Source organism: Novosphingobium silvae (assembly GCF_009856825.1).
In the GTDB taxonomy this organism is placed as follows: Bacteria; Pseudomonadota; Alphaproteobacteria; order Sphingomonadales; family Sphingomonadaceae; genus Novosphingobium; species Novosphingobium silvae.
The window spans coordinates 97,296-114,877 of record NZ_WVTD01000006.1; the positions used below are offsets into that span (position 1 = coordinate 97,296).

Sequence of the window (17,582 nt, forward strand, 5' to 3'; positions counted from 1 at the left end):
TGCGAGGCCGCTGACATGACCCCACCGGTGACTGGGGCGGCCTCGATTGCCGTTGCGCCTCTTGCCGTCTCGCTCGGCGATCCGTCAGGCATCGCCCCCGAAGTGATAGCAGAGGCCTGGGCGAGGCGCGGCGACAGCGCGCTTGCCCCCTTCTTCTTGGTTGGCGGCGCGTCCGTACTGCGCGCGGCGGCGGCAAGCCGGGGCATCGACCTGCCGGTGTCGCCGATCTCCTCCCCCGACGAGGCACGCGTCGTTTTCGAAACCGCGCTGCCGGTCCTTGGCGACGAGGACTGCGCGCCATCGCCCGGCGAGCCCACGCTGGACGGCGCGCGCCTCGCCCTGCACTCGCTTACCCGGGCCGTGGAACTTACCGTTTCGGGAGAGGCTTCGGCCATCGTTACCGGCCCTATCGCCAAGTCGAAGCTGGCGCAGGCAGGCTTTGCCCAGCCCGGCCAGACGGAGTTCCTCGCGGACGCCTGCGGCCTTCCTCATGCGGATGCCGTCATGATGCTTGCCGGGCCTTCGCTGCGCACCGTGCCGCTGACGGTCCACGAACCGCTCTCCGCCGTGCCCGGCCTCGTCACGCGTGAACTCATCGAGCGCAAGGCGCGCATCGTCGCGCTTGCGCTGGCGCGTGACTTCGGCCTTTCCGCTCCGCGTATCGCCATCACCGGGCTGAACCCCCATGCAGGCGAGGATGGACGCATGGGGCGCGAGGAACTCGAGGTGATCGCGCCCGCCATCGCCGCGCTTCGCTCGGAAGGACTTGCCGTGACGGGCCCCCACGCCGCCGACGCCCTCTTCGCCGCGCACGAGCGTTCCGGCTACGACGTGGCCTTGTGCATGTACCACGACCAGGCGCTGATCCCCATCAAGACGCTCGACTTCGACCAGGGCGTGAACGTCACGCTCGGCCTGCCGATCGTACGCACGTCTCCCGATCACGGCACCGCTTTCGCGATCGCCGGCAAGGGCAAGGCCAGTGCCGGCGCGATGATCGCGGCAATCCGCATGGCGAGCCAGTGCGCGGCGGCGAGGGCAGCATGAGCGATCCTGTCCTGCCCCCACTGCGCGAAGTCATCGCCCGCCATGGCCTTTCCGCTTCGAAAGCGCTGGGGCAGAACTTCCTCTTCGACGAGCAACTGCTCGACCGCATCGCGGCGATTCCGGGATCGTTACAGGACCGGCACGTCCTCGAGATCGGTCCGGGCCCCGGCGGCCTGACGCGCGCGCTGCTGCGCGCCGGGGCGAACGTCACCGCGATCGAGATGGACCGGCGCTGCCTGCCGGCGCTCGCCGAACTGGAGGCTGCGTTCCCCGGCAAGCTCCGGGTGATCGAGGGCGATGCGCTCAAGATCGATCCGGCTACCTTGTTCGAGGGGCCGTACCACATCGTCGCCAACTTGCCGTACAACGTGGGCACGGCGCTTTTCACGGGCTGGCTTTCCGGCGAGGCTTGGCCGCCGCAATGGGCCTCGCTGACGCTGATGTTCCAGGAGGAAGTCGCGCGCCGGATCATCGCCGAGCCGGACACGTCGGCATATGGCCGCCTCGCGGTACTGGCGCAGTGGCGTTCCCATGCGAAGCTGGCGATGAAGGTTCACCGCAGCGCCTTCACCCCGCCGCCCAAGGTCATGTCCGCCATCGTCCACGTGACGCCGGGCGCGGCGCCGGCAGGTGTCTCGATGCGTATGCTCGAACGGGTGACGGAAGGTGCGTTCGGTCAGCGCCGCAAGATGCTGCGCCAGAGCCTCAAGGGCGTGCCCGGCGCGCTCGATGTTCTGGAGGCGCTGGGCATCGATCCCCAGCGCCGCGCCGAAACGCTCTCGGTAGCCGAGTTCGTGGCCGTGGCCGAAGCGCTTACCCGCAAGAAGTAAGACCTCGGGGCGGCAGGTGCCGCCCCCGCGCACGAGGCTTCACCGGCCGGGCGGACCTTCCGCACCGGGCCGGCGAAGTGTCACCCAGGAGCGCCGTTCAGGCCGCCTTCTTGCGCAAGCGCCACTCATGCAGCAGCGGTTCGGTATAGCCGCTGGGCTGTGCCGCGCCCTTGAACACGAGATCGCAGGCAGCCTGGAAGGCCATGCTGGTATCCCAGTCGCCGGCCATCGGCTCGTAGTGCGGGTCGGCCGCGTTCTGCGCGTCCACCTTGGCCGCCATGCGCTTCAGCGCATCCATCACCTGCTCCTCGCTGCACACCCCGTGCAGCAGCCAGTTGGCCATATGCTGGCTGGAGATGCGCAATGTCGCGCGGTCTTCCATCAGGCCGACGTCGTCGATGTCGGGCACCTTGGAACAGCCGACCCCCTGGTCGATCCACCGAACGACGTAGCCGAGCAGCCCCTGGGCGTTGTTGTCCAGTTCATCGCGCACTTCCTCCTCGGACCAGTTCGTGCCGTCCGCGAGCGGAACCTGCAGCAACTGGTCGAGCCCGGGAATGTCGCTCGCGGCCAGTCCTTCGCGAAGACCGAAGACGTCGACCTGGTGATAGTGCATCGCATGCAGCGTCGCGGCCGTGGGCGAGGGAACCCAAGCGGTGTTGGCGCCGGTGCGCGGGTGAGCGATCTTCTGCTCCATCATGTCGCGCATCATATCGGGCGCGGCCCACATGCCCTTGCCGATCTGCGCCACGCCCGAGAGCCCGTGGCGCAACCCGATCGCCACGTTGCGCTTCTCGTAGGCCTGGATCCACGTCGAACCCTTGATCGCGGCCTTCCGGATCATCGGCCCGGCGTGCATCGAGGTATGGATCTCATCACCGGTCCGGTCGAGGAAGCCGGTGTTGATGAAGACGATCCTTTCCCGCACTTCCCGGATGCAGGCCGCGAGGTTGGCGGACGTGCGACGCTCCTCGTCCATGACTCCGACCTTGATGGTGTGGTGAGCAAGGCCAAGAAGGTCCTCGACCGCATCGAACAGGTCATTGGCGAAGGCGCATTCCTCGGGGCCGTGCATCTTCGGCTTGACGATGTAGATCGAGCCCTTGCGGCTGTTGCCGTACTTCGTGAGACCCTTCACGTCCTGCGTGGAAATGGCGCTGGTGACGACCGCATCGAGGATGCCCTCGGGTATCTCGCCGCCATCAGGCAGGAGGATCGCGGGGTTGGTCATGAGATGGCCCACGTTGCGCACGAACAGCAACGAGCGGCCGGGCAGCACTGCCTTTTCACCCGTCTGCAGAGTGACGGCCTTGTCCGCCGCGAGCGTGCGGGTCAGCGCGCGGCCGTTCTTCTCGAACGTGTCGGTGAGGTCCCCCCGGATCACGCCGAGCCAGTTGGCATAGGCGGCGAGCTTGTCCTGCGCATCCACTGCGGCGATCGAATCCTCGAGATCGACGATCGTGGTAAGCGCCGCCTCCAGCACTATGTCCGAAATTCCGGCCCGATCGGTACTGCCGACCGCGCTCGTGGCATCGAACTGAACCTCGATGGCAAGACCGTTGTTGCTGAAAAGCAGCCCCTTGTCCGTCTCGCCCAGATACTGCCGGTCATCGGCGAGTTCGAGGAACTCGGGACTTTCCAGATCGGCCCATGAACCGGCCTTGAGCGGAACGGCCTCGTCCAGGAACGCCCTTCCCGCCGCGATCACCGCCGCGCCGCGCGCCGGGTCGTAGCCGGGGCCCTGCGCCGGCGCGGCATCCAGAGCGTCAGTGCCGTACCATGCGTCGTAGAGGCTGCCCCAGCGGGCATTGGCCGCGTTCAGCAGGAAGCGGGCATTGAGAACCGGCACGACGAGTTGCGGCCCGGCCATGTTGGCGATCTCGGGATCGACATCGCGGGTGGAAATCGTGAAGGCGTCCGGCTCCGGGACAAGGTAGCCGATCCGGCGCAGGAAGGCCTGGTACTCGTCCTGGTCGATCCCGCGCCCGGCCCTGTCCACATGCCAGGCGTCGATCTGGGCCTGCAGCAAATCGCGCTTGTCCAGAAGCTCGCGATTGCGCCGCGCGTGGACGGCGGCGAGCTGTGCGAAACCTTCCCAGAACGATGCTGCGTCCTGCCCGATGGGCGGCAGGACCTGCTCCTCGATGAACGCGGCCAGTCCCGCGTCGACCTTCAGCCCGGAGCGATCAACCCTTTCAGTCATACTTCCTCGCACTGTTTTGCCTCGCACGGTCTCGAACGCACAGGCCGGACGCACCGGCTGCAACGTCTTTTGACGAATACCAAAACTGCCCTGGGGAAGGAGTTGAAGCGATATGGCCCAGCGGCACCGACTTGGCAACACTTCGCGCATCCTGAAACGGCTACCCTGTTGCCCCCCCGGGTTTCCCACGATTTACACCGCGAGTCGGAAACCCTTACACTTTGGGCGGCGCACCGGCTTCAATGCCGCGGGAACGCGTGCTTGGCACGGTCGTTGCTAAACGGGGACCAGGACAAAGGGATGGAAATGCTCCGGAAAATCGGTCGCCTGTTCGTGATCAAGACGAACTGGGAGGCGTACATGATCATCTACGCCCTCGCCTTGGGCGCGGTCGAACGCGGGACCGTCTATCTGTCCCGCTTTCCCGGCGTTGGCGGCAAGCTGCTGTTCCTCGCCTGCACCGGAGCCGTGTTCATGGCGGGCGCGAAGATCCTGGACTGCATCAAGTACGAGAAGGCAGCTTTTCTGGAGAAGCAGGCAGGCCTCGCGGACGAGCATCCCGAGATTCGGCGCAAGGCCGCGTGAAGCGCGGACGGCGCGCAAGGAGCAGGGCGAAACCGGGCGCCTGCATCGACGATATGGGAAGGTGGGGTGATTCTGTTGACAGGCTCACCCCGGGCCCCTGGAATCCGCTTCTGTTACCCGGTGGGTCCAACCGTGTTCTGGCTTTGTAACTTCGGGGCGTTAGCCCCTAGAATTACGCTGCGAGAGCAAGTGCGTCGTTGTCGTTGGCACTTATGAGTTTTGAGCCTTGAACGGGTTACTCAGCCCGGATGAAAACAACGCTTTTCAACACACGTCGATCCTAGTTCGGCCCCGTCAACACCCCTGCGACAACAGGGTAGCCTTCCAAGGAAGGCGGGTGATGGTGGAGCCGCCGGGTACCGCCCCCGGGTCCGCTGCATCTATTGCACGCTGCAATTTATCATCATAGCCGACCAAAGCCGGCAGGTGCCCATATAGAGCCTCGATCCTGAATGTGAAGTGGCCGCATGCAGCGGCTTGCATCCCGGAACATCTCCCTGCACCGCTTTCAGCCCTGCGGCTTGCGCAGTTCCGCCAGGATTTCCTTGAGCGTGTCAAGCTGCGGGTCGGTCGGGGCGGCAGGCGCGTCGGCGGTGGCGTCGGCCTTCGCCTGCTCGTGCTTGGCGGCCTCGACCATCTTGTTGATCGAGCGCACCAGCAGGAACAGCACCAGCGCAATGATCAGGAAGTTCACGACCTGCGTGATGAACTCGCCATAGCCGATCATGGGCACGCCCGCCGACTTGAGCGCCGCATAGTCGGTAACACTGCCGGTGTAGCCCGCCGGGATCGCTCCCAGTCGGAAGAAGTAGTTCGAAAAGTCGATGTCGCCGAAGGCCCATCCGATGACCGGCATGATGAGGTTCTCGTTCAGGGAGGTCACGATCTTGCCGAACGCCGCGCCGATCATGACGCCGACGGCCAGATCGAGCACGTTTCCGCGCGCGATGAACTTCTTGAATTCGTCGACGATTGCCATTCGCAAGCAAGCTCCTGTTGAGACGCGTGCCCTATGAGCGAGCACTTTGGCACAGTCACGCCTTCCGCTCGCCGGATTGTCAACCCTCTCGAACCGAGCGGAACGGCGGTTATCCTTGCGCGAAGCCGCGTCTTGATCCGTCATGGAGGTGCGCTATCTATCGGACTTGGAAGCAGCCGGCAGCCCCGGCCTGCGCTGGAGGAACGAAACCGATGACGCTCGTGAACGCCGCTCCCGTTGCCAACGGCCGTGGCCGCAGGATGCTTGCCCCCGGTCTGGCCCTCGCCGCGGCGCTGTCGCTTTCCGCGTGCGGCTTCAACTCGGTCCCTACCAAGCAGGAGGCCGCGAAGGCCAAGTGGGCGGACGTCGAGGCGGCATTCCAGGAGCGCGCCAACCTCGTTCCGAACCTCGCTGCCGTCGCCAAGGGCGCGGCCGAGCAGGAGAAAGGCATTCTCGTCGGCGTCACCGAAGCGCGGGCCAAGGCCACGTCGATCCAGGTGACGGGCGAGGATCTCGGCGATCCCGCGAAGATGGAGCAGTTCCAGCAGGCGCAAGCCGCGCTGGGCGCAAACATCGGTCGCCTGCTGGCCAGCGTGGAAGCCTATCCCGACGTCAAGTCCAACGCCAACTACCAGATGCTCCAGAGCCAGCTGGAAGGGCAGGAAAACCGCATCCGCATCACCATCCGCGACTACAACGCGGCCGTGCAGGACTATAACACCGAAGTGCGCACTTTCCCCTCGATGATCGGCGCGCGCCTGCGCGGGGCCGAGCCGCTGGTGCCGTACAAGTCGGTCACCCCGGGCGCCGAGGCCGCCCCCAGCCTCGAAGGCAAGATCTGATCCGGTGAACCGTTCCCGGGTCGTTCTGACGGCCGCGATCCTTGCCCTGTGCTGCCTCTTTTCGGCAGTGCCGGGCGCCTGGGCACAAGAAGGCGGCGGACCGCAGTTTCCGAAGCTGAGCGGGCGCGTCGTCGATGCGGCGAACGTGATCCCCGATGCCGAGGAAGCGCGCCTCGTACAGAAGCTGGAGGCGCTGGAGAGGCAGTCCCGCCGCCAGTTCGTGATCGCGACCGTGCCCAGTCTGGGCGGCTACGAGATCTCCGACTACGGCTACCAGCTCGGCCGCGCATGGGGCATCGGCCAGAAGGATGCCAACGACGGCGCCATTCTCCTTGTCGCCCCGAATGAGCGCAAGGTGCGGATCGAGGTCGGCTACGGGCTCGAGCCGATCCTGACCGACGGCATGAGTTTCCTCATCATCAACCGGCAGATCCTGCCCCGGTTCAAGGCCGGCGACATGCTCGGCGGCATCGAGGCGGGTGCCGACGCGATTATCCGACAGCTTACCCTGCCGCCCGAGGAAGCACAGAAGATCGCCGCGCAGGCCGATGCCAGGCGCGCGGACCAGGGCGACGACATATCGCTCGGCACCGTGATCTTCATCCTGATGATCATCTTCTTCTTCGTCCTGCCGATCCTGCGGTCGGTTGCGGGCGGCGGAGGCCGGCGCCGCAGCGGCTTCGGTGCGCCCATCATCTGGCTGCCCGGCGGTTTCGGCGGCGACGACGACCATGGTGGCTGGGGCGGCGGTGGATGGGGCGGCGGCGGCTTCTCGGGCGGCGGCGGCAGCTTCGGCGGCGGCGGTGCGAGCGGGAGTTGGTGACGATGGCCAAGGCGAAATACCTGTCGGAGGCGGATCACCAGCGCATCAGCGCCGCCGTGGCCGAGGCCGAGCGGCTCAGCTCGGGCGAGATCGTGACGATCCTGGCCGACCGTTCGGACGGCTACACCGATGTGGCGCTGGCGTGGGCGGCCCTGGTCGCCTTCCTTGCGCTCGGCGCGCTGGCGATCGCGCCGGACTTTCACATGGACCTTTACGACCGGCTTTTTGCGGACTGGGGGCATGAATGGTCCGCGCGCATGATGTTCTCGCTCGCTTTGGGGACTGCGGCGCTGGCGTTCGCGGCGATGATGATGCTGCAGCTGTGGCAGCCGCTGCGGTTCCTCCTCATCCCCGGTCCCATCCGGACGATGCGGGTCCACGAGCGCGCCCTGCGCGCGTTCCGCATCGGGGCCGAGCGGCGCACCTCCGGCCGCACCGGCATCCTCATCTATCTGTCCATGCGCGAACACCGCGCCGAGATCCTCGCCGACGAGGCCATCGCCACCAAAGTGGAGCCGGGCGTGTGGGCCGAGGCGATGACCGCCATGCTCGCGCACTTGCGGCAGGGTGACAATGCAGAGGCCATGATCGCGGCCGTCGCGAAAGTGGGCCCCGTCCTTGCCACTCATGTGCCCCGGATGGAGGGGGACGTGAACGAACTTCCTGACAGGCTGATCGAAGTATGACCAATACGAACGCCGCCCCTCTATCGGATCACTACGACGCCGACAAGCCGGTGGAGGTGATGTGGGAAGGCCGTTTCATCACGGCCAAGCGGCAGGGACGGTGGGAATACGTCAGCCGCTCGCGCGGTATCCGTGCCGCCGTCATCCTCGCCGTCGACAGCGAAGGCCATGTCATCCTCGTCGAGCAGTTCCGGGTGCCGCTGGGCAGGCGCTGCATAGAGCTTCCCGCCGGGCTGGTCGGCGATCACGAGGATCATCTGGACGAGGAATCGGCGCTCGCCGCCGCCCGCGAGCTGGAGGAGGAAACCGGCTATCGTGCCGGGCGGATGGAGATGATCGGCGACTTCCACTCGTCGCCCGGCATGGTGAGCGAGAGCTTCACGCTGTTTCGCGCCCACGATCTGGTCAAGGTCGGCGAAGGCGGCGGCGTGGACAGCGAGGACATCGTCGTGCACCGCGTGCCCGTTTCCGACATTGCGCAGGCCCTCGGCCGGTGGCGGGCGGAAGGCTATGCGATGGACGTGAAGCTGCTCGCCCTGCTAGGCCCCGTCCTGCTCGGGCCCGCCCTGCTCGAGACTACGCCGCTCGGCTGAGATGCGAACGAGCCCGGGCATCTGCCAGCGCAAGGCGCAATACCCGGACGAGGCGGCGGCGCTGACGGTGGCGGCGCGGGCGCCCTTTCCCTTGCGCCCCTATCGCTGCGAACTTTGCCGCCACTTCCATCTTACCGGCCGGACAAGGGGCATGAAGCTGCCGCAGTTCGAACTGGAGCGACGCCGGAGCGCGGCGCCGCGCTGACCGGCGCCGACAGACCCGGCACCGTCAGGCCTATGGTCAAAGCGTCTGGAAGATCGCGCCGAAGTCCTTCCCCCCGTTTCCAGCCTCGACGAAAGTCTCGTAGATCCGGGTCGCGTGCTCGCCCATCGGCACGCTGGCGCCCGCCGTTCCCGCGCCCGCCATGGCGAGGCGCAGGTCCTTGAGCATCAGCGCCGAGGCAAAGCCGCCGGCATAGTCGTTGTCCGCAGGGCTTGCGGCACCCACGCCGGGCGCCGGAGTATAGTCGTTCAGCGACCAGCAGTAGCCCGTGGACTTGGAACTGATCTCGTAGAACTTCTGCGGATCGAGGCCGGCCTTCTCCGCAAGCGCCAGCGCCTCGCAGGTGCCGATCATGTGGATGGCAAGGAGCATGTTGTTGCACATCTTGGCGACCTGCCCTGCCCCGATCTCGCCCGCGTGGATCACCGCCTTGGCCATCGGCTCGAGCACGGCGCGCGCGCGCTCGAACACCGCATCGCTTCCTCCGACCATGAAGGTCAGAGTTCCGCCGTTGGCAGCCGCGATCCCGCCGGAAACCGGCGCATCGACCATCTCGTATCCCGCCTCGTGCGCAAGGGCAGCCACGGCGCGGGCCGTCTCGAGGTCGATCGTGGAGCAGTCGATGAACAAGGCGCCGGTCGGTGCCTTGCCGATGACCTCGTCGGTATAGACCGATCGCACGATGCCGCCGTTGGGCAGCATCGTCACCACCGCATCGACGCCCTGGACCGCTTCGCCGACCTTCGTGAAGGCCGCGCATCCGCTCTCCTGCGCCCGGGCAAGCGCTTCGGGCGAAAGGTCGAAGGCATGGACTTCATGTCCTGCCTTGACGAGGTTTGCGGCCATGCCTCCACCCATGTTGCCGAGGCCGATGAACGCGATCTTCATTGCATGCTCTCCATGGATTACCGACCAGCCTTTCGGCAGGTTTCCAGTGTTCCTTGCCCTGCCGCCCCGCGCATTGCGCCTGTTCGAAGGAGGAGCTTCCAGGGCTTTACTTGCCCTTCCACACTCCGGGGCGCTTTTCGACGAAGGCTGCCATGCCCTCCGCCTTGTCCTCGGTGGCGGTGAGCACCTGGAACATGCGCCGCTCCATCACGAGGCCGGTCTCGAGCGTCGTCTCGAACGCGATATTGACCATCTCCTTGTTCATCGTCGCGGCGAGCGGGGGCATGGCGGCGATCGTCTCGGCGGACTTGAGCGCCGTTTCCAGCAGCCTGTCGAGCGGCACGACCTGGCTGACCAGACCCGAGCGCTCGGCTTCGGCGGCATCCATCATCCGCCCCGTCAGGCACATGTCCATTGCCTTCGCCTTCCCGACCGCCCGGGTCAGCCGCTGCGAGCCGCCCATCCCCGGCGCCACGCCGAGCTTGATCTCGGGCTGGCCGAACTTCGCGGTGTCGGAGGCGATGATGAAATCCGCCATCATTGCAAGTTCGCATCCGCCGCCAAGCGCGAACCCGTTGACCGCGGCGATCCAGGGCTTGCGAGTGGCTTTGACGATCCGGCTTGTCCAGCCGGCGAAGAAGTCCTCGGCATAGAACTCCGCGCTCGGCTTGTCGGACATCTCCTTGATGTCGGCGCCGGCTGCAAAGGCCTTCTCGCCCGATCCCGTGATGACCGCGCAGCCCTGCGAGCGATCCGCTTCGAACGTGGCAAAGGCTTCGATCAGTTCCGCAAGGACTGTGGAGTTCAGCGCGTTCAGGGCCTGCGGGCGGTTCAGCGTGATGAGAGTGACAGCGCCCCTCTGTTCGACCAGGATCGTTTCGTAAGTCATAGCGGCTTCCATTCCTCTTCGGGGGAAAGCGGGGCGAAGATCGCCTCCAGCATGTCATCAGTGACGCCCTCGGGCGTGGCGGGGTGCCACTTGGGCGCATGGTCCTTGTCGACGATCACCGCGCGCACGCCTTCGGCGAAGTCGGGCAGCACGAGGACGCGGCCGCCAATGCGGTATTCCATAGCCATGTTCTGCGCGAAGGTCTCCAGCCCCAGCGACTCTTCGAGCTGGCGGAGCGATACCTTGCACGCCTGCGGGCTTTTGGTGCGCAGCGTGGCGAGTTCCTTTGCCGCCCACTCGCTGTCGTCCTCCTCGAGCGAGGCGAGCACCTGTTCCAGCGTGTCGAAGGCGAAGTGGCGGCGGATCGCACCGGCGTGTTCGGCGATCCTGGGTGCAGGCGCGCTCACCGCAAGCGAGGCGAGCACACCGCCGATCTCGTGCCCGCCTGCGATCCGTGCCTTGGCCTGCGCCAGCGCCTCGGCGGGAAGGTAGTGGGTCGCAAGGCCGGCCCAGAGGCACTCCCCCCCGTCCAGCCGGGCGCCGGTGAGTGCCAGGAAATGTCCCACCCTGCCCTCGAGGCGCGAGAGGTACCAGCCTCCGCCCACGTCCGGGAACAGGCCGATCCCAGTCTCGGGCATCGCAAAGCGGGTGTTCTCGGTCGCCACGCGGTACCTCGCCGGCTGCGAGATGCCGACGCCGCCGCCCATGGTGATGCCGTCCATGAAGGCGACGACCGGTTTTTCGTAAGTGAACAGCTGGTGGTTGAGGCGATATTCCTCGAAGAAGAACCGGCGCCCGGCCTCCCCTCCATCGCCAAGGGCCGAATGGCGCAGGAGGTTGATATCGCCGCCCGAGCAGAAGCCCCTGCCCTCGGCATGTTCGATCATCACCACCTTGACGGCATCGTCGCGGGACCACTGCGCCAGTTGGCCGATCATCGCCTCGCACATGCCGAGCGTCAGCGCATGGATGGCCTTGGGCCGGTTGAGCGAGACGATCCCTGCGACGCCTTCGCGCCGGAACAGCACTTCCTCGTTCATGGGGTTCCCTTACTTCAGCAGATCGCGGCCGATGATCATGCGCATGACCTCGTTGGTCCCCTCGAGGATACGATGGACGCGCAGATCGCGCCAGAAGCGCTCGATGGGGTAGTCCTTCAGGTAGCCATAGCCGCCGAAGACCTGCAGCGCACGGTCCACCACCGATGAACCGGTGTCGCTGGCGAGCAGCTTGGCCATAGCGGCGAAGCGGGTCTTGTCGGACGCGCCGGAGGTGACTTTCGCCGCGGCCATGTAGAGCAGCGCCCGTGCCGCTTCCAGTTCGGTCGCCATGTCGGCCAGGCGGAACTGCGTGTTCTGGAACTCGGCGATGGGCTGGTCGAACTGCCTGCGCTCCCGGGAGTACCCGATCGCCTCGTCGAGGCAGCGTTGTGCCCCGCCAAGCGAGCAGGCGCCGATGTTGATGCGCCCGCCGTCGAGTCCCGCCATGGCGAACCTGAAGCCGTCGCCTTCTGCTCCGATGCGGTTCTCGGCCGGCACGCGGCAGTCCTCGAAGATGACCTGCGCGGTGGGCGAGGCATTCCAGCCCAGCTTCTTCTCGGGCGCGCCGAAGCTGAGGCCCGGCGTATCCTTGTCGACCACGAAACAGGAGATGCCGCGCGACTTGTGCTCGCCGGTGCGCGCCATCACCACGTAGACGTCGTTCACGCCGCCGCCCGAGATGAACTGCTTGGTGCCGTTGAGGACGTAGGCGTCGCCCTCGAGCCGCGCGGTGGTCTTCAGCGCGGCCGCATCCGAACCCGAAGCCGGCTCGGTCAGGCAGTAGGAGACGATCTTTTCCATCGTCACCAGCTGCGGCAGATAGCGGTCCTTCAGGTGCTGGTCGGCGAAGGTGTCGATCATCCACGCGCCCATGTTGTGGATCGAGATGTAGGCGCTCGTGGCCGGACAGCCATAGGACATGGCCTCCATGATGAGCGCCGCCTCAAGCCGCCCGAGCCCGATGCCGCCGCTCTCTTCCGAGAGGTAGATCGCCCCGAAGCCCAGTTCTCCTGCCGCCTTCCACACATCGACGGGATAGTGGTGCTTCTCGTCCCACTCCGCCGCGAAAGGCGTGATCCTGTCCGCCGTGAACTTGCGCGCGGTCTCCTGGATCGCAAGCTGGTCTTCGGTGAGGCCGAATTGTTCTGTCATGGTGCCCTACGATTGAGGAGCCTCGTCATCCACGCGAGGCGCCGGTTATACAATTTCCGTCAACGATCCAGTCTTGGCCCGGCGACGAAGCACAGTCCCCGAGGCAGGCGAGCATGACCCGGCGCGGGTGCGGCGCGGTCACGCCCTCCCCAGTCAACGGCCGCAACGCGTGTACTTGAGCGGGCCGGGAAGCGCGTCCCTGCCATAGTCGCGCCGGATCATGGTCTTGCCATCGTCCTGCACGTCAAGCACCACGTCCTGGCTCCAGCTCTGCCCCTCTCCGGTATAGGCGAAAGTCGCGCGTATGCGGCTCTCGCCCGCTTCCCTGATCTCTCCCAGCTCCGCGACCGATTCGTAGAACTTGAGCCGCTTGGCCGACACTTCCAGCAGGCCCTTGGCATCGCCCTTGCTGCTGGTGCAGTCGGCGGGAACCAGGCCCCAGCGGCCACGGATGACTTCCGGGATCTCCGACATCGCCGTCGCCTCTCCGCCTGCGTCCGCCTTGGCCGCCTCCCTGGCCTCGTCCGGCTCAGCCTCGCCCGCTTCGGTGGTTTCCACCGGCGCGGGCGACTCCTGGAACACCTCCTCCGTCTGCGTCGCCTGCGTCGCGGTGGCGTCGGGCTCCTTGGAGCAAGCACCCAGCGTCAGCGCGGTCGAAGCAGTTATCAGGAAGAGCGTGCGGGTCATCGGTCGTCTCCATTCACGGCACCGGATAAAGGTGGAAGAAACGCTCCTCCACCCCTCCGGTTGCCTCGCGAAGGTCAGCCGACAAGCTCGATGATGTCCCTGCCGAACAGTTCCTCGTCCGAAGGGATCACCTTGTTCTGAGCCAACGGCTTCGACACCCAGGTTTCGTTGATGAGGTCGCGCCAGGTCACGTTGTTGTTCGTGGCGTTGCCGCCCCACGAGCCGCAGCCGAGCGAGAACGTCTGGCGCATGCCGTTCCACAGGTTGCCCGAGTTCGACGCCGATTGGGGTTGGTTGACCATCACGCGACTGGTCTTGGTGCCGGCGGCCAGCTTCATGATGTTCTCGTCGCTGGTCGAGTAGATGCCGCAGGAATGGCCCTGCCCCTGATAGCCCTGGATCGCGTTCGTCAGCCGGATCGCCTCGTCAATGTCGCTGGCGCGGTAGAGCGCCATGGTGACGGTCATCTTCTCGCCGGAGAACTTGTGGTCGGGGCCATAGCCGGTCTCGGGCACGATGAAGAAGGCGGTGCCTTCGGGGATCGTGAAGCCGGCATAGTCAGCGATGAACTGCGGCGACTGGGCGACCACCTTGGCGTTGATGTGCTCGCCGTCCTCCCATATCGCGTTCTCCAGCCTCGTCTTGTTCTCGCCCTCGACCACGAAGCCGCCCTTGGCTTTCAGCTTCTCCAGCATCTGGTCGTAGATCGCGTCGAGAAGAATGACGGAGTTGTCCGACGAGCACGAGGCCGCATAGTCCAGCGTCTTCGACAGGAGGATCTTCGCCGCCGCGTCGTCGAGATCGGCGGTGTCGTCCACCGTGATGACAGCATTGCCCACGCCCACGCCGAGCGCCGGAGTGCCCGAGGAATAGGCGGCCTTCACCATCGGCGTGCCACCGGTCGCAAGGATGCGGTCGCACTGCTTCATGACCTCGTTGGTCTTCTCCACCGAAGGCTGCTCGATCGGGATCACGAGGTCGGCAGGCGCGCCCATCTTGACCAGCGCGTCGCGCATCAGGTTGCAGATCTTGGCGTTGACGAACTTGGCGCGCGGGTGCGGGCAGATGATGATCGAATTGCGGCCCTTGACCGCGCTGATCGCCTTGATGACCGGCGTCGCCTCGGGGTTGGTCGAGGGGCTGAGGGCTCCGATCACGCCCACCGGCTTGGCGATCTTGACGATGTTGCGCTCGCGGTCCTCCTCGATGATGCCGACGGACTTGTCGCCGAGGATGTCCATCAGCGTGGCGCGCGTCTTGATCGAGATTTTCTTGAACTTGCCCTCGTAGTTGCCGAGCTGCGTTTCCTCCACCGTCTCGCGGGCGAGCTCCTCGTCCATCCCGGGCCGGCACACGGCGTAGACCATGCCGCGGATCCAGCGGTCGACATCCTCCTGCGTCGCGTTCTCGATCGACGCCTGCGCAGCGCGCGAGCGGGCGACCAGCGCGGCGACCTCGTCGGCGACCGGACTCGGAGTTTCGGCGATCAGTTCGGCAGTGGCCATTATCCATCTTCCCTTTGTTTACGCACGGTTTCCGGGCCGACAGGCCCCGCAGTAAGCAAGCGTTCGATCGTCCTTGACCCTTCGGGCTTTCAGCCCCGCAAGCGACAGGCGATCCGTTACACCCTCGTTACCTGCCCTTTCCGCAAAGTCAGAGCAAGCTTTTTAAGCGCGCGATTAAATTGCATCGACTATCCTTAATCGGAGGCTTCCGTCGATAAACCAGTCCCGAAAAGCAGCGCCGTTCTCACAGATGACCTTGCCCTATTGCCCAGCACAGTCCTTGCGGGCACTAGGGCATGGCGATATCGCGGCGGCGCGTTCTTTGCGGGGCTCAGCAGAAAAAGGGTTGTGGGTGTGAGTGAGACGACGATCGATCCGGCTGCCTTCCGCAAGGTCCTTGGAAGCTATCCCACGGGCGTGTGCGTGATCACCGCTCTTGCGGACGGAAAGCCCGCGGGCATGGTGGTCGGCAGCTTCACTTCGGTCTCGCTCGACCCGCCGCTGGTAGGCTTCTTCCCCGACAAGTCGTCCACCTCCTGGCCCCTGATCGAGAAGGCCGGACATTTCTGCGTCAACGTCATGGCGAGCGACCAGGGCGATGTCTGCCGTGCCGTCACCGCCCGGGGCGAGGCGAAGTTCGTGGGCGTGGAGTACGCGGTTTCGGAAAACGACCTGCCGATCATCGCCGATTCGATCGCCGCGATCGAGTGCAGGCTCTATTCGGTCACCGAGGCGGGCGACCACTGGTTCGTGCTGGGCCAGGTCCTGCGCATGGAAACCGTGCGCGAAGACGATCCCATGCTGTTCCATCGCGGCCGCTACGGCAGCTTCGCCGAGCGCATGTAAGGGCGGTATCGCGCCAGCGGTTTGATTCTACCGGCATCTGTGCTGTTCATCCGTTCAGCACATTCAATCCGGGAGAGCCCTTCGCATGACACGTTCGCTTGACGGCAAGGTTGCCGTGATCACCGGCGCCGGCTCGGGCATCGGCAGGGGCATCGCCCTGCGCCTTGCCGAGGACCGCGCGGCCATCGCCGTGTGGGACCTCAATCCCGACGGCGCGGCCGAGACAGTCAGGATGGTCGAGGACGCAGGCGGCAAGGCGATCGCCATCACGGTCGACTGTTCCGACCGTGCGGCAATCAGGGCGGCCGCCGACGCGACCCGTTCAACGCTGGGGCCGATCACCATTCTGGTCAACAACGCCGGCATCGCGCCTTTCACCCCTTTCGCCGACATCGAGGAGGAGGAATTCGACCGGGTGATACGCGTCAATCTGAAGGGGCCCTGGCTGGTCACGAAGGAAATCGTGCCCGACATGCTGGCGGCCGGATGGGGCCGCATCATCAACATCACGTCTTCCTCCACGCAGTCGGGCTCCTTCGCACAGAGCCACTACGTCGCCTCGAAGGGAGGACTGCTCGGTCTCACCAAGGCGCTCGCGCTGGAACTGGGCAAGACCGGCATCACCGCGAACATGATCCCGCCCGGATCGATCGACACCCCGATGCTGCGCGGCGCGCCGATCGATGCCGAAGCCTATGGCGCATCGCTCCCCGTTGATCGCCTCGGCAAGGTCGCGGACATCGCTGCGGCGGCGGCTTTCCTCGCCTCCGACGAAGCGGGCTACATGACCGGGCAGACGATCAGCACCAACGGCGGGCGCTACATGGGTTCGGCCTGACGCGTCTTTACTCCAGCTTTACTCCGGCGAGCGGCGAGCTAACCTGTCCGCATGGATCTGGCACCATTTCGCGTCGAACTCGATCAGGCGGAAATCAGCGGCGTGCGGCGGGCAGGCACCGGCACGCCGCTTGTGCTGCTCCATGGCTTCGGCGGATCCTGGCAGGACTGGCGCCAGGTGATCGCCGCCCTGCCTTCCGGGCGCCCTCTGGTGGCCTATGACCAGCGCGGTTTCGGAAACTCGCGCGCGGAGCCGGGGACGCCCTTCTCCCATGCCGAAGACCTGCTGGCCGTTCTCGACGCGCTTGGGATCGACTGCGCGCACCTTTGCGGCATGTCGTTGGGCGGAGCGAGCGTGCTGAACATGGCGCTGGATGCGCCCGATCGGGTGGCGCGTCTCGTGCTCGTCAGCCCCCTGATCGTGGGATGGTCCTGGTCGGCCGAATGGGTCGAGCGGTGGAAGCAGATCGGGCGTGCGGCGCGTGGTGGCGACATGGCCCACGCCCGTGAACTGTGGTGGCGTCACCCGCTCTTCGACAGCGTACGCGAGAGTGCCGGGGGGCAGGCGCTGCACGATGCGGTCATGGCTTTCCCCGGCCGCCAGTGGGTGCAGGACGACCAGCGCCCCGCCCTTCCCGACGTCGACCGCCTCTCCAGCCTGGCGCTGCCGACGCTGCTGCTCACCGGCGCACGCGACACAGAAGACTTCAGGCTCATCGCCGACGCGATTGCGGCCTTGGCCACGAACGTCACGCGCATCGACCATGCCCACGCGGGACACATGCTGAACCTCGAAAATCCTGAGAGCATCGCTGCCGAGATCGGGCAGTTCCTCGAAGCCGAGGGCTGATCCCGACTGCCTCTTCCCCGCCGCGCGAGCGTGGGCGCGATGAGTGGAAGGGGTGCTATTGACGAGCCCGGCGCCAG

General features: G+C 65.9%; 19 protein-coding genes and 1 other RNA gene. 11 read left to right on the forward strand and 9 right to left on the reverse strand.

Translation table 11 applies throughout. The features are described 5' to 3' along the window. Positions 1–15 precede the first annotated feature (15 nt). Together pdxA and rsmA are read left to right on the forward strand one after the other, a co-directional pair. Positions 16–1,047, forward strand: a complete 1,032-nt coding sequence (gene pdxA / locus GR702_RS09990) for a 4-hydroxythreonine-4-phosphate dehydrogenase PdxA (protein WP_160985745.1) — start codon at positions 16–18, stop codon at positions 1,045–1,047. After that, on the forward strand, positions 1,044–1,877 hold the full coding sequence (gene rsmA, locus GR702_RS09995) for a 16S rRNA (adenine(1518)-N(6)/adenine(1519)-N(6))-dimethyltransferase RsmA (RefSeq protein ID WP_160985746.1): 834 nt from the start codon (positions 1,044–1,046) through the stop codon (positions 1,875–1,877). The genes pdxA and rsmA overlap by 4 nt, the downstream gene beginning before the upstream one ends. Before the next feature lie 97 nt (positions 1,878–1,974). Here rsmA and GR702_RS10000 read toward each other — a convergent pair whose 3' ends face one another. Further along, a complete protein-coding gene (locus tag GR702_RS10000) occupies positions 1,975–4,080 on the reverse strand; it encodes a malate synthase G (protein ID WP_160985747.1) in 2,106 nt (701 codons plus the stop codon). 306 nt (positions 4,081–4,386) lie between these two features. On the opposite strand from GR702_RS10000, the gene GR702_RS10005 reads away from it, so the two are divergent. After that, positions 4,387–4,665, forward strand: a complete 279-nt coding sequence (locus tag GR702_RS10005) for a hypothetical protein (RefSeq protein WP_160985748.1) — start codon at positions 4,387–4,389, stop codon at positions 4,663–4,665. A 99-nt stretch (positions 4,666–4,764) separates the two neighbouring features. Here GR702_RS10005 and ssrA read toward each other — a convergent pair. Both ssrA and mscL read right to left on the reverse strand, forming a co-directional pair. Beyond that, positions 4,765–5,128: a transfer-messenger RNA gene (gene ssrA, locus GR702_RS10010) on the reverse strand. 45 nt (positions 5,129–5,173) lie between these two features. Further along, complete coding sequence (gene mscL / locus GR702_RS10015) at positions 5,174–5,644, reverse strand: large conductance mechanosensitive channel protein MscL (RefSeq protein ID WP_202408185.1); 471 nt, start codon at positions 5,642–5,644, stop codon at positions 5,174–5,176. A gap of 260 nt (positions 5,645–5,904) precedes the next feature. On the opposite strand from mscL, the gene GR702_RS10020 reads away from it, so the two are divergent. The 5 genes from GR702_RS10020 to GR702_RS10040 are packed head-to-tail and all read left to right on the forward strand — an operon-like array spanning position 5,905 to position 8,793. Beyond that, positions 5,905–6,486 carry a LemA family protein gene (locus GR702_RS10020; protein ID WP_237449666.1) on the forward strand — a complete coding sequence of 194 codons (582 nt, stop codon included), beginning with the start codon at positions 5,905–5,907 and terminating at the stop codon, positions 6,484–6,486. 4 nt (positions 6,487–6,490) lie between these two features. After that, the gene (locus GR702_RS10025) at positions 6,491–7,309 is read left to right on the forward strand and encodes a TPM domain-containing protein (RefSeq protein WP_160985750.1); all 819 of its coding nucleotides are present in this window, start codon (positions 6,491–6,493) and stop codon (positions 7,307–7,309) included. A gap of 2 nt (positions 7,310–7,311) precedes the next feature. Beyond that, positions 7,312–7,995: a TPM domain-containing protein gene (locus tag GR702_RS10030; protein WP_160985751.1), complete on the forward strand. Its 684-nt coding sequence runs from the start codon at positions 7,312–7,314 to the stop codon at positions 7,993–7,995. Next, positions 7,992–8,588 (forward strand): NUDIX hydrolase, encoded by a 597-nt coding sequence (locus GR702_RS10035; protein ID WP_237449651.1) that lies wholly within the window; start codon positions 7,992–7,994, stop codon positions 8,586–8,588. Before GR702_RS10030 ends, GR702_RS10035 begins: the two co-directional genes overlap by 4 nt. Before the next feature lies 1 nt (position 8,589). After that, positions 8,590–8,793, forward strand: coding sequence for a hypothetical protein (locus GR702_RS10040; protein WP_160985752.1), 204 nt, complete (start codon positions 8,590–8,592; stop codon positions 8,791–8,793). A 36-nt stretch (positions 8,794–8,829) separates the two neighbouring features. Here the strand turns inward: GR702_RS10040 and mmsB are convergent, their stop codons facing one another. The 6 genes from mmsB to GR702_RS10070 all read right to left on the reverse strand — a co-directional run bounded on the left by mmsB (position 8,830) and on the right by GR702_RS10070 (position 14,972). Further along, positions 8,830–9,717 carry a 3-hydroxyisobutyrate dehydrogenase gene (mmsB, locus tag GR702_RS10045; RefSeq protein ID WP_337192580.1) on the reverse strand — a complete coding sequence of 296 codons (888 nt, stop codon included), beginning with the start codon at positions 9,715–9,717 and terminating at the stop codon, positions 8,830–8,832. A gap of 88 nt (positions 9,718–9,805) precedes the next feature. Further along, positions 9,806–10,588 carry an enoyl-CoA hydratase-related protein gene (locus tag GR702_RS10050; protein WP_160985754.1) on the reverse strand — a complete coding sequence of 261 codons (783 nt, stop codon included), beginning with the start codon at positions 10,586–10,588 and terminating at the stop codon, positions 9,806–9,808. Beyond that, the gene (locus tag GR702_RS10055) at positions 10,585–11,628 is read right to left on the reverse strand and encodes an enoyl-CoA hydratase/isomerase family protein (RefSeq protein WP_160985755.1); all 1,044 of its coding nucleotides are present in this window, start codon (positions 11,626–11,628) and stop codon (positions 10,585–10,587) included. Before GR702_RS10055 ends, GR702_RS10050 begins: the two co-directional genes overlap by 4 nt. A 9-nt stretch (positions 11,629–11,637) precedes the next feature. Beyond that, positions 11,638–12,780, reverse strand: coding sequence for an acyl-CoA dehydrogenase family protein (locus tag GR702_RS10060; protein ID WP_160985756.1), 1,143 nt, complete (start codon positions 12,778–12,780; stop codon positions 11,638–11,640). A gap of 153 nt (positions 12,781–12,933) precedes the next feature. Then, complete coding sequence (locus tag GR702_RS10065; RefSeq protein WP_160985757.1) at positions 12,934–13,467, reverse strand: hypothetical protein; 534 nt, start codon at positions 13,465–13,467, stop codon at positions 12,934–12,936. Positions 13,468–13,541: 74 nt separating this feature from the next. After that, complete coding sequence (locus GR702_RS10070) at positions 13,542–14,972, reverse strand: aldehyde dehydrogenase family protein (RefSeq protein WP_160985758.1); 1,431 nt, start codon at positions 14,970–14,972, stop codon at positions 13,542–13,544. Between the two features lie 354 nt (positions 14,973–15,326). Between GR702_RS10070 and GR702_RS10075 the strand changes: the two genes are divergently transcribed. The 3 genes from GR702_RS10075 (at position 15,327) to GR702_RS10085 (ending at position 17,505) form a co-directional block, all read left to right on the forward strand. Next, complete coding sequence (locus GR702_RS10075) at positions 15,327–15,818, forward strand: flavin reductase (RefSeq protein WP_160985759.1); 492 nt, start codon at positions 15,327–15,329, stop codon at positions 15,816–15,818. An 85-nt stretch (positions 15,819–15,903) separates the two neighbouring features. Beyond that, a complete protein-coding gene (locus GR702_RS10080; protein ID WP_160985760.1) occupies positions 15,904–16,656 on the forward strand; it encodes an SDR family NAD(P)-dependent oxidoreductase in 753 nt (250 codons plus the stop codon). A gap of 51 nt (positions 16,657–16,707) precedes the next feature. Then, on the forward strand, positions 16,708–17,505 hold the full coding sequence (locus GR702_RS10085; protein ID WP_160985761.1) for an alpha/beta fold hydrolase: 798 nt from the start codon (positions 16,708–16,710) through the stop codon (positions 17,503–17,505). Positions 17,506–17,582 lie beyond the last annotated feature (77 nt).

Coding starts and splice junctions, on each gene's coding strand:
- pdxA (WP_160985745.1), top strand. CDS start 16: ATGACCCCACCGGTGACTGGGGCGGCCTCGATTGCCGTTGCGCCTCTT.
- rsmA (WP_160985746.1), top strand. CDS start 1,044: ATGAGCGATCCTGTCCTGCCCCCACTGCGCGAAGTCATCGCCCGCCAT.
- GR702_RS10000 (WP_160985747.1), bottom strand. CDS start 4,080: ATGACTGAAAGGGTTGATCGCTCCGGGCTGAAGGTCGACGCGGGACTG.
- GR702_RS10005 (WP_160985748.1), top strand. CDS start 4,387: ATGCTCCGGAAAATCGGTCGCCTGTTCGTGATCAAGACGAACTGGGAG.
- mscL (WP_202408185.1), bottom strand. CDS start 5,644: ATGGCAATCGTCGACGAATTCAAGAAGTTCATCGCGCGCGGAAACGTG.
- GR702_RS10020 (WP_237449666.1), top strand. CDS start 5,905: ATGCTTGCCCCCGGTCTGGCCCTCGCCGCGGCGCTGTCGCTTTCCGCG.
- GR702_RS10030 (WP_160985751.1), top strand. CDS start 7,312: ATGGCCAAGGCGAAATACCTGTCGGAGGCGGATCACCAGCGCATCAGC.
- GR702_RS10035 (WP_237449651.1), top strand. CDS start 7,992: ATGACCAATACGAACGCCGCCCCTCTATCGGATCACTACGACGCCGAC.
- GR702_RS10040 (WP_160985752.1), top strand. CDS start 8,590: ATGCGAACGAGCCCGGGCATCTGCCAGCGCAAGGCGCAATACCCGGAC.
- GR702_RS10050 (WP_160985754.1), bottom strand. CDS start 10,588: ATGACTTACGAAACGATCCTGGTCGAACAGAGGGGCGCTGTCACTCTC.
- GR702_RS10055 (WP_160985755.1), bottom strand. CDS start 11,628: ATGAACGAGGAAGTGCTGTTCCGGCGCGAAGGCGTCGCAGGGATCGTC.
- GR702_RS10060 (WP_160985756.1), bottom strand. CDS start 12,780: ATGACAGAACAATTCGGCCTCACCGAAGACCAGCTTGCGATCCAGGAG.
- GR702_RS10065 (WP_160985757.1), bottom strand. CDS start 13,467: ATGACCCGCACGCTCTTCCTGATAACTGCTTCGACCGCGCTGACGCTG.
- GR702_RS10070 (WP_160985758.1), bottom strand. CDS start 14,972: ATGGCCACTGCCGAACTGATCGCCGAAACTCCGAGTCCGGTCGCCGAC.
- GR702_RS10080 (WP_160985760.1), top strand. CDS start 15,904: ATGACACGTTCGCTTGACGGCAAGGTTGCCGTGATCACCGGCGCCGGC.
- GR702_RS10085 (WP_160985761.1), top strand. CDS start 16,708: ATGGATCTGGCACCATTTCGCGTCGAACTCGATCAGGCGGAAATCAGC.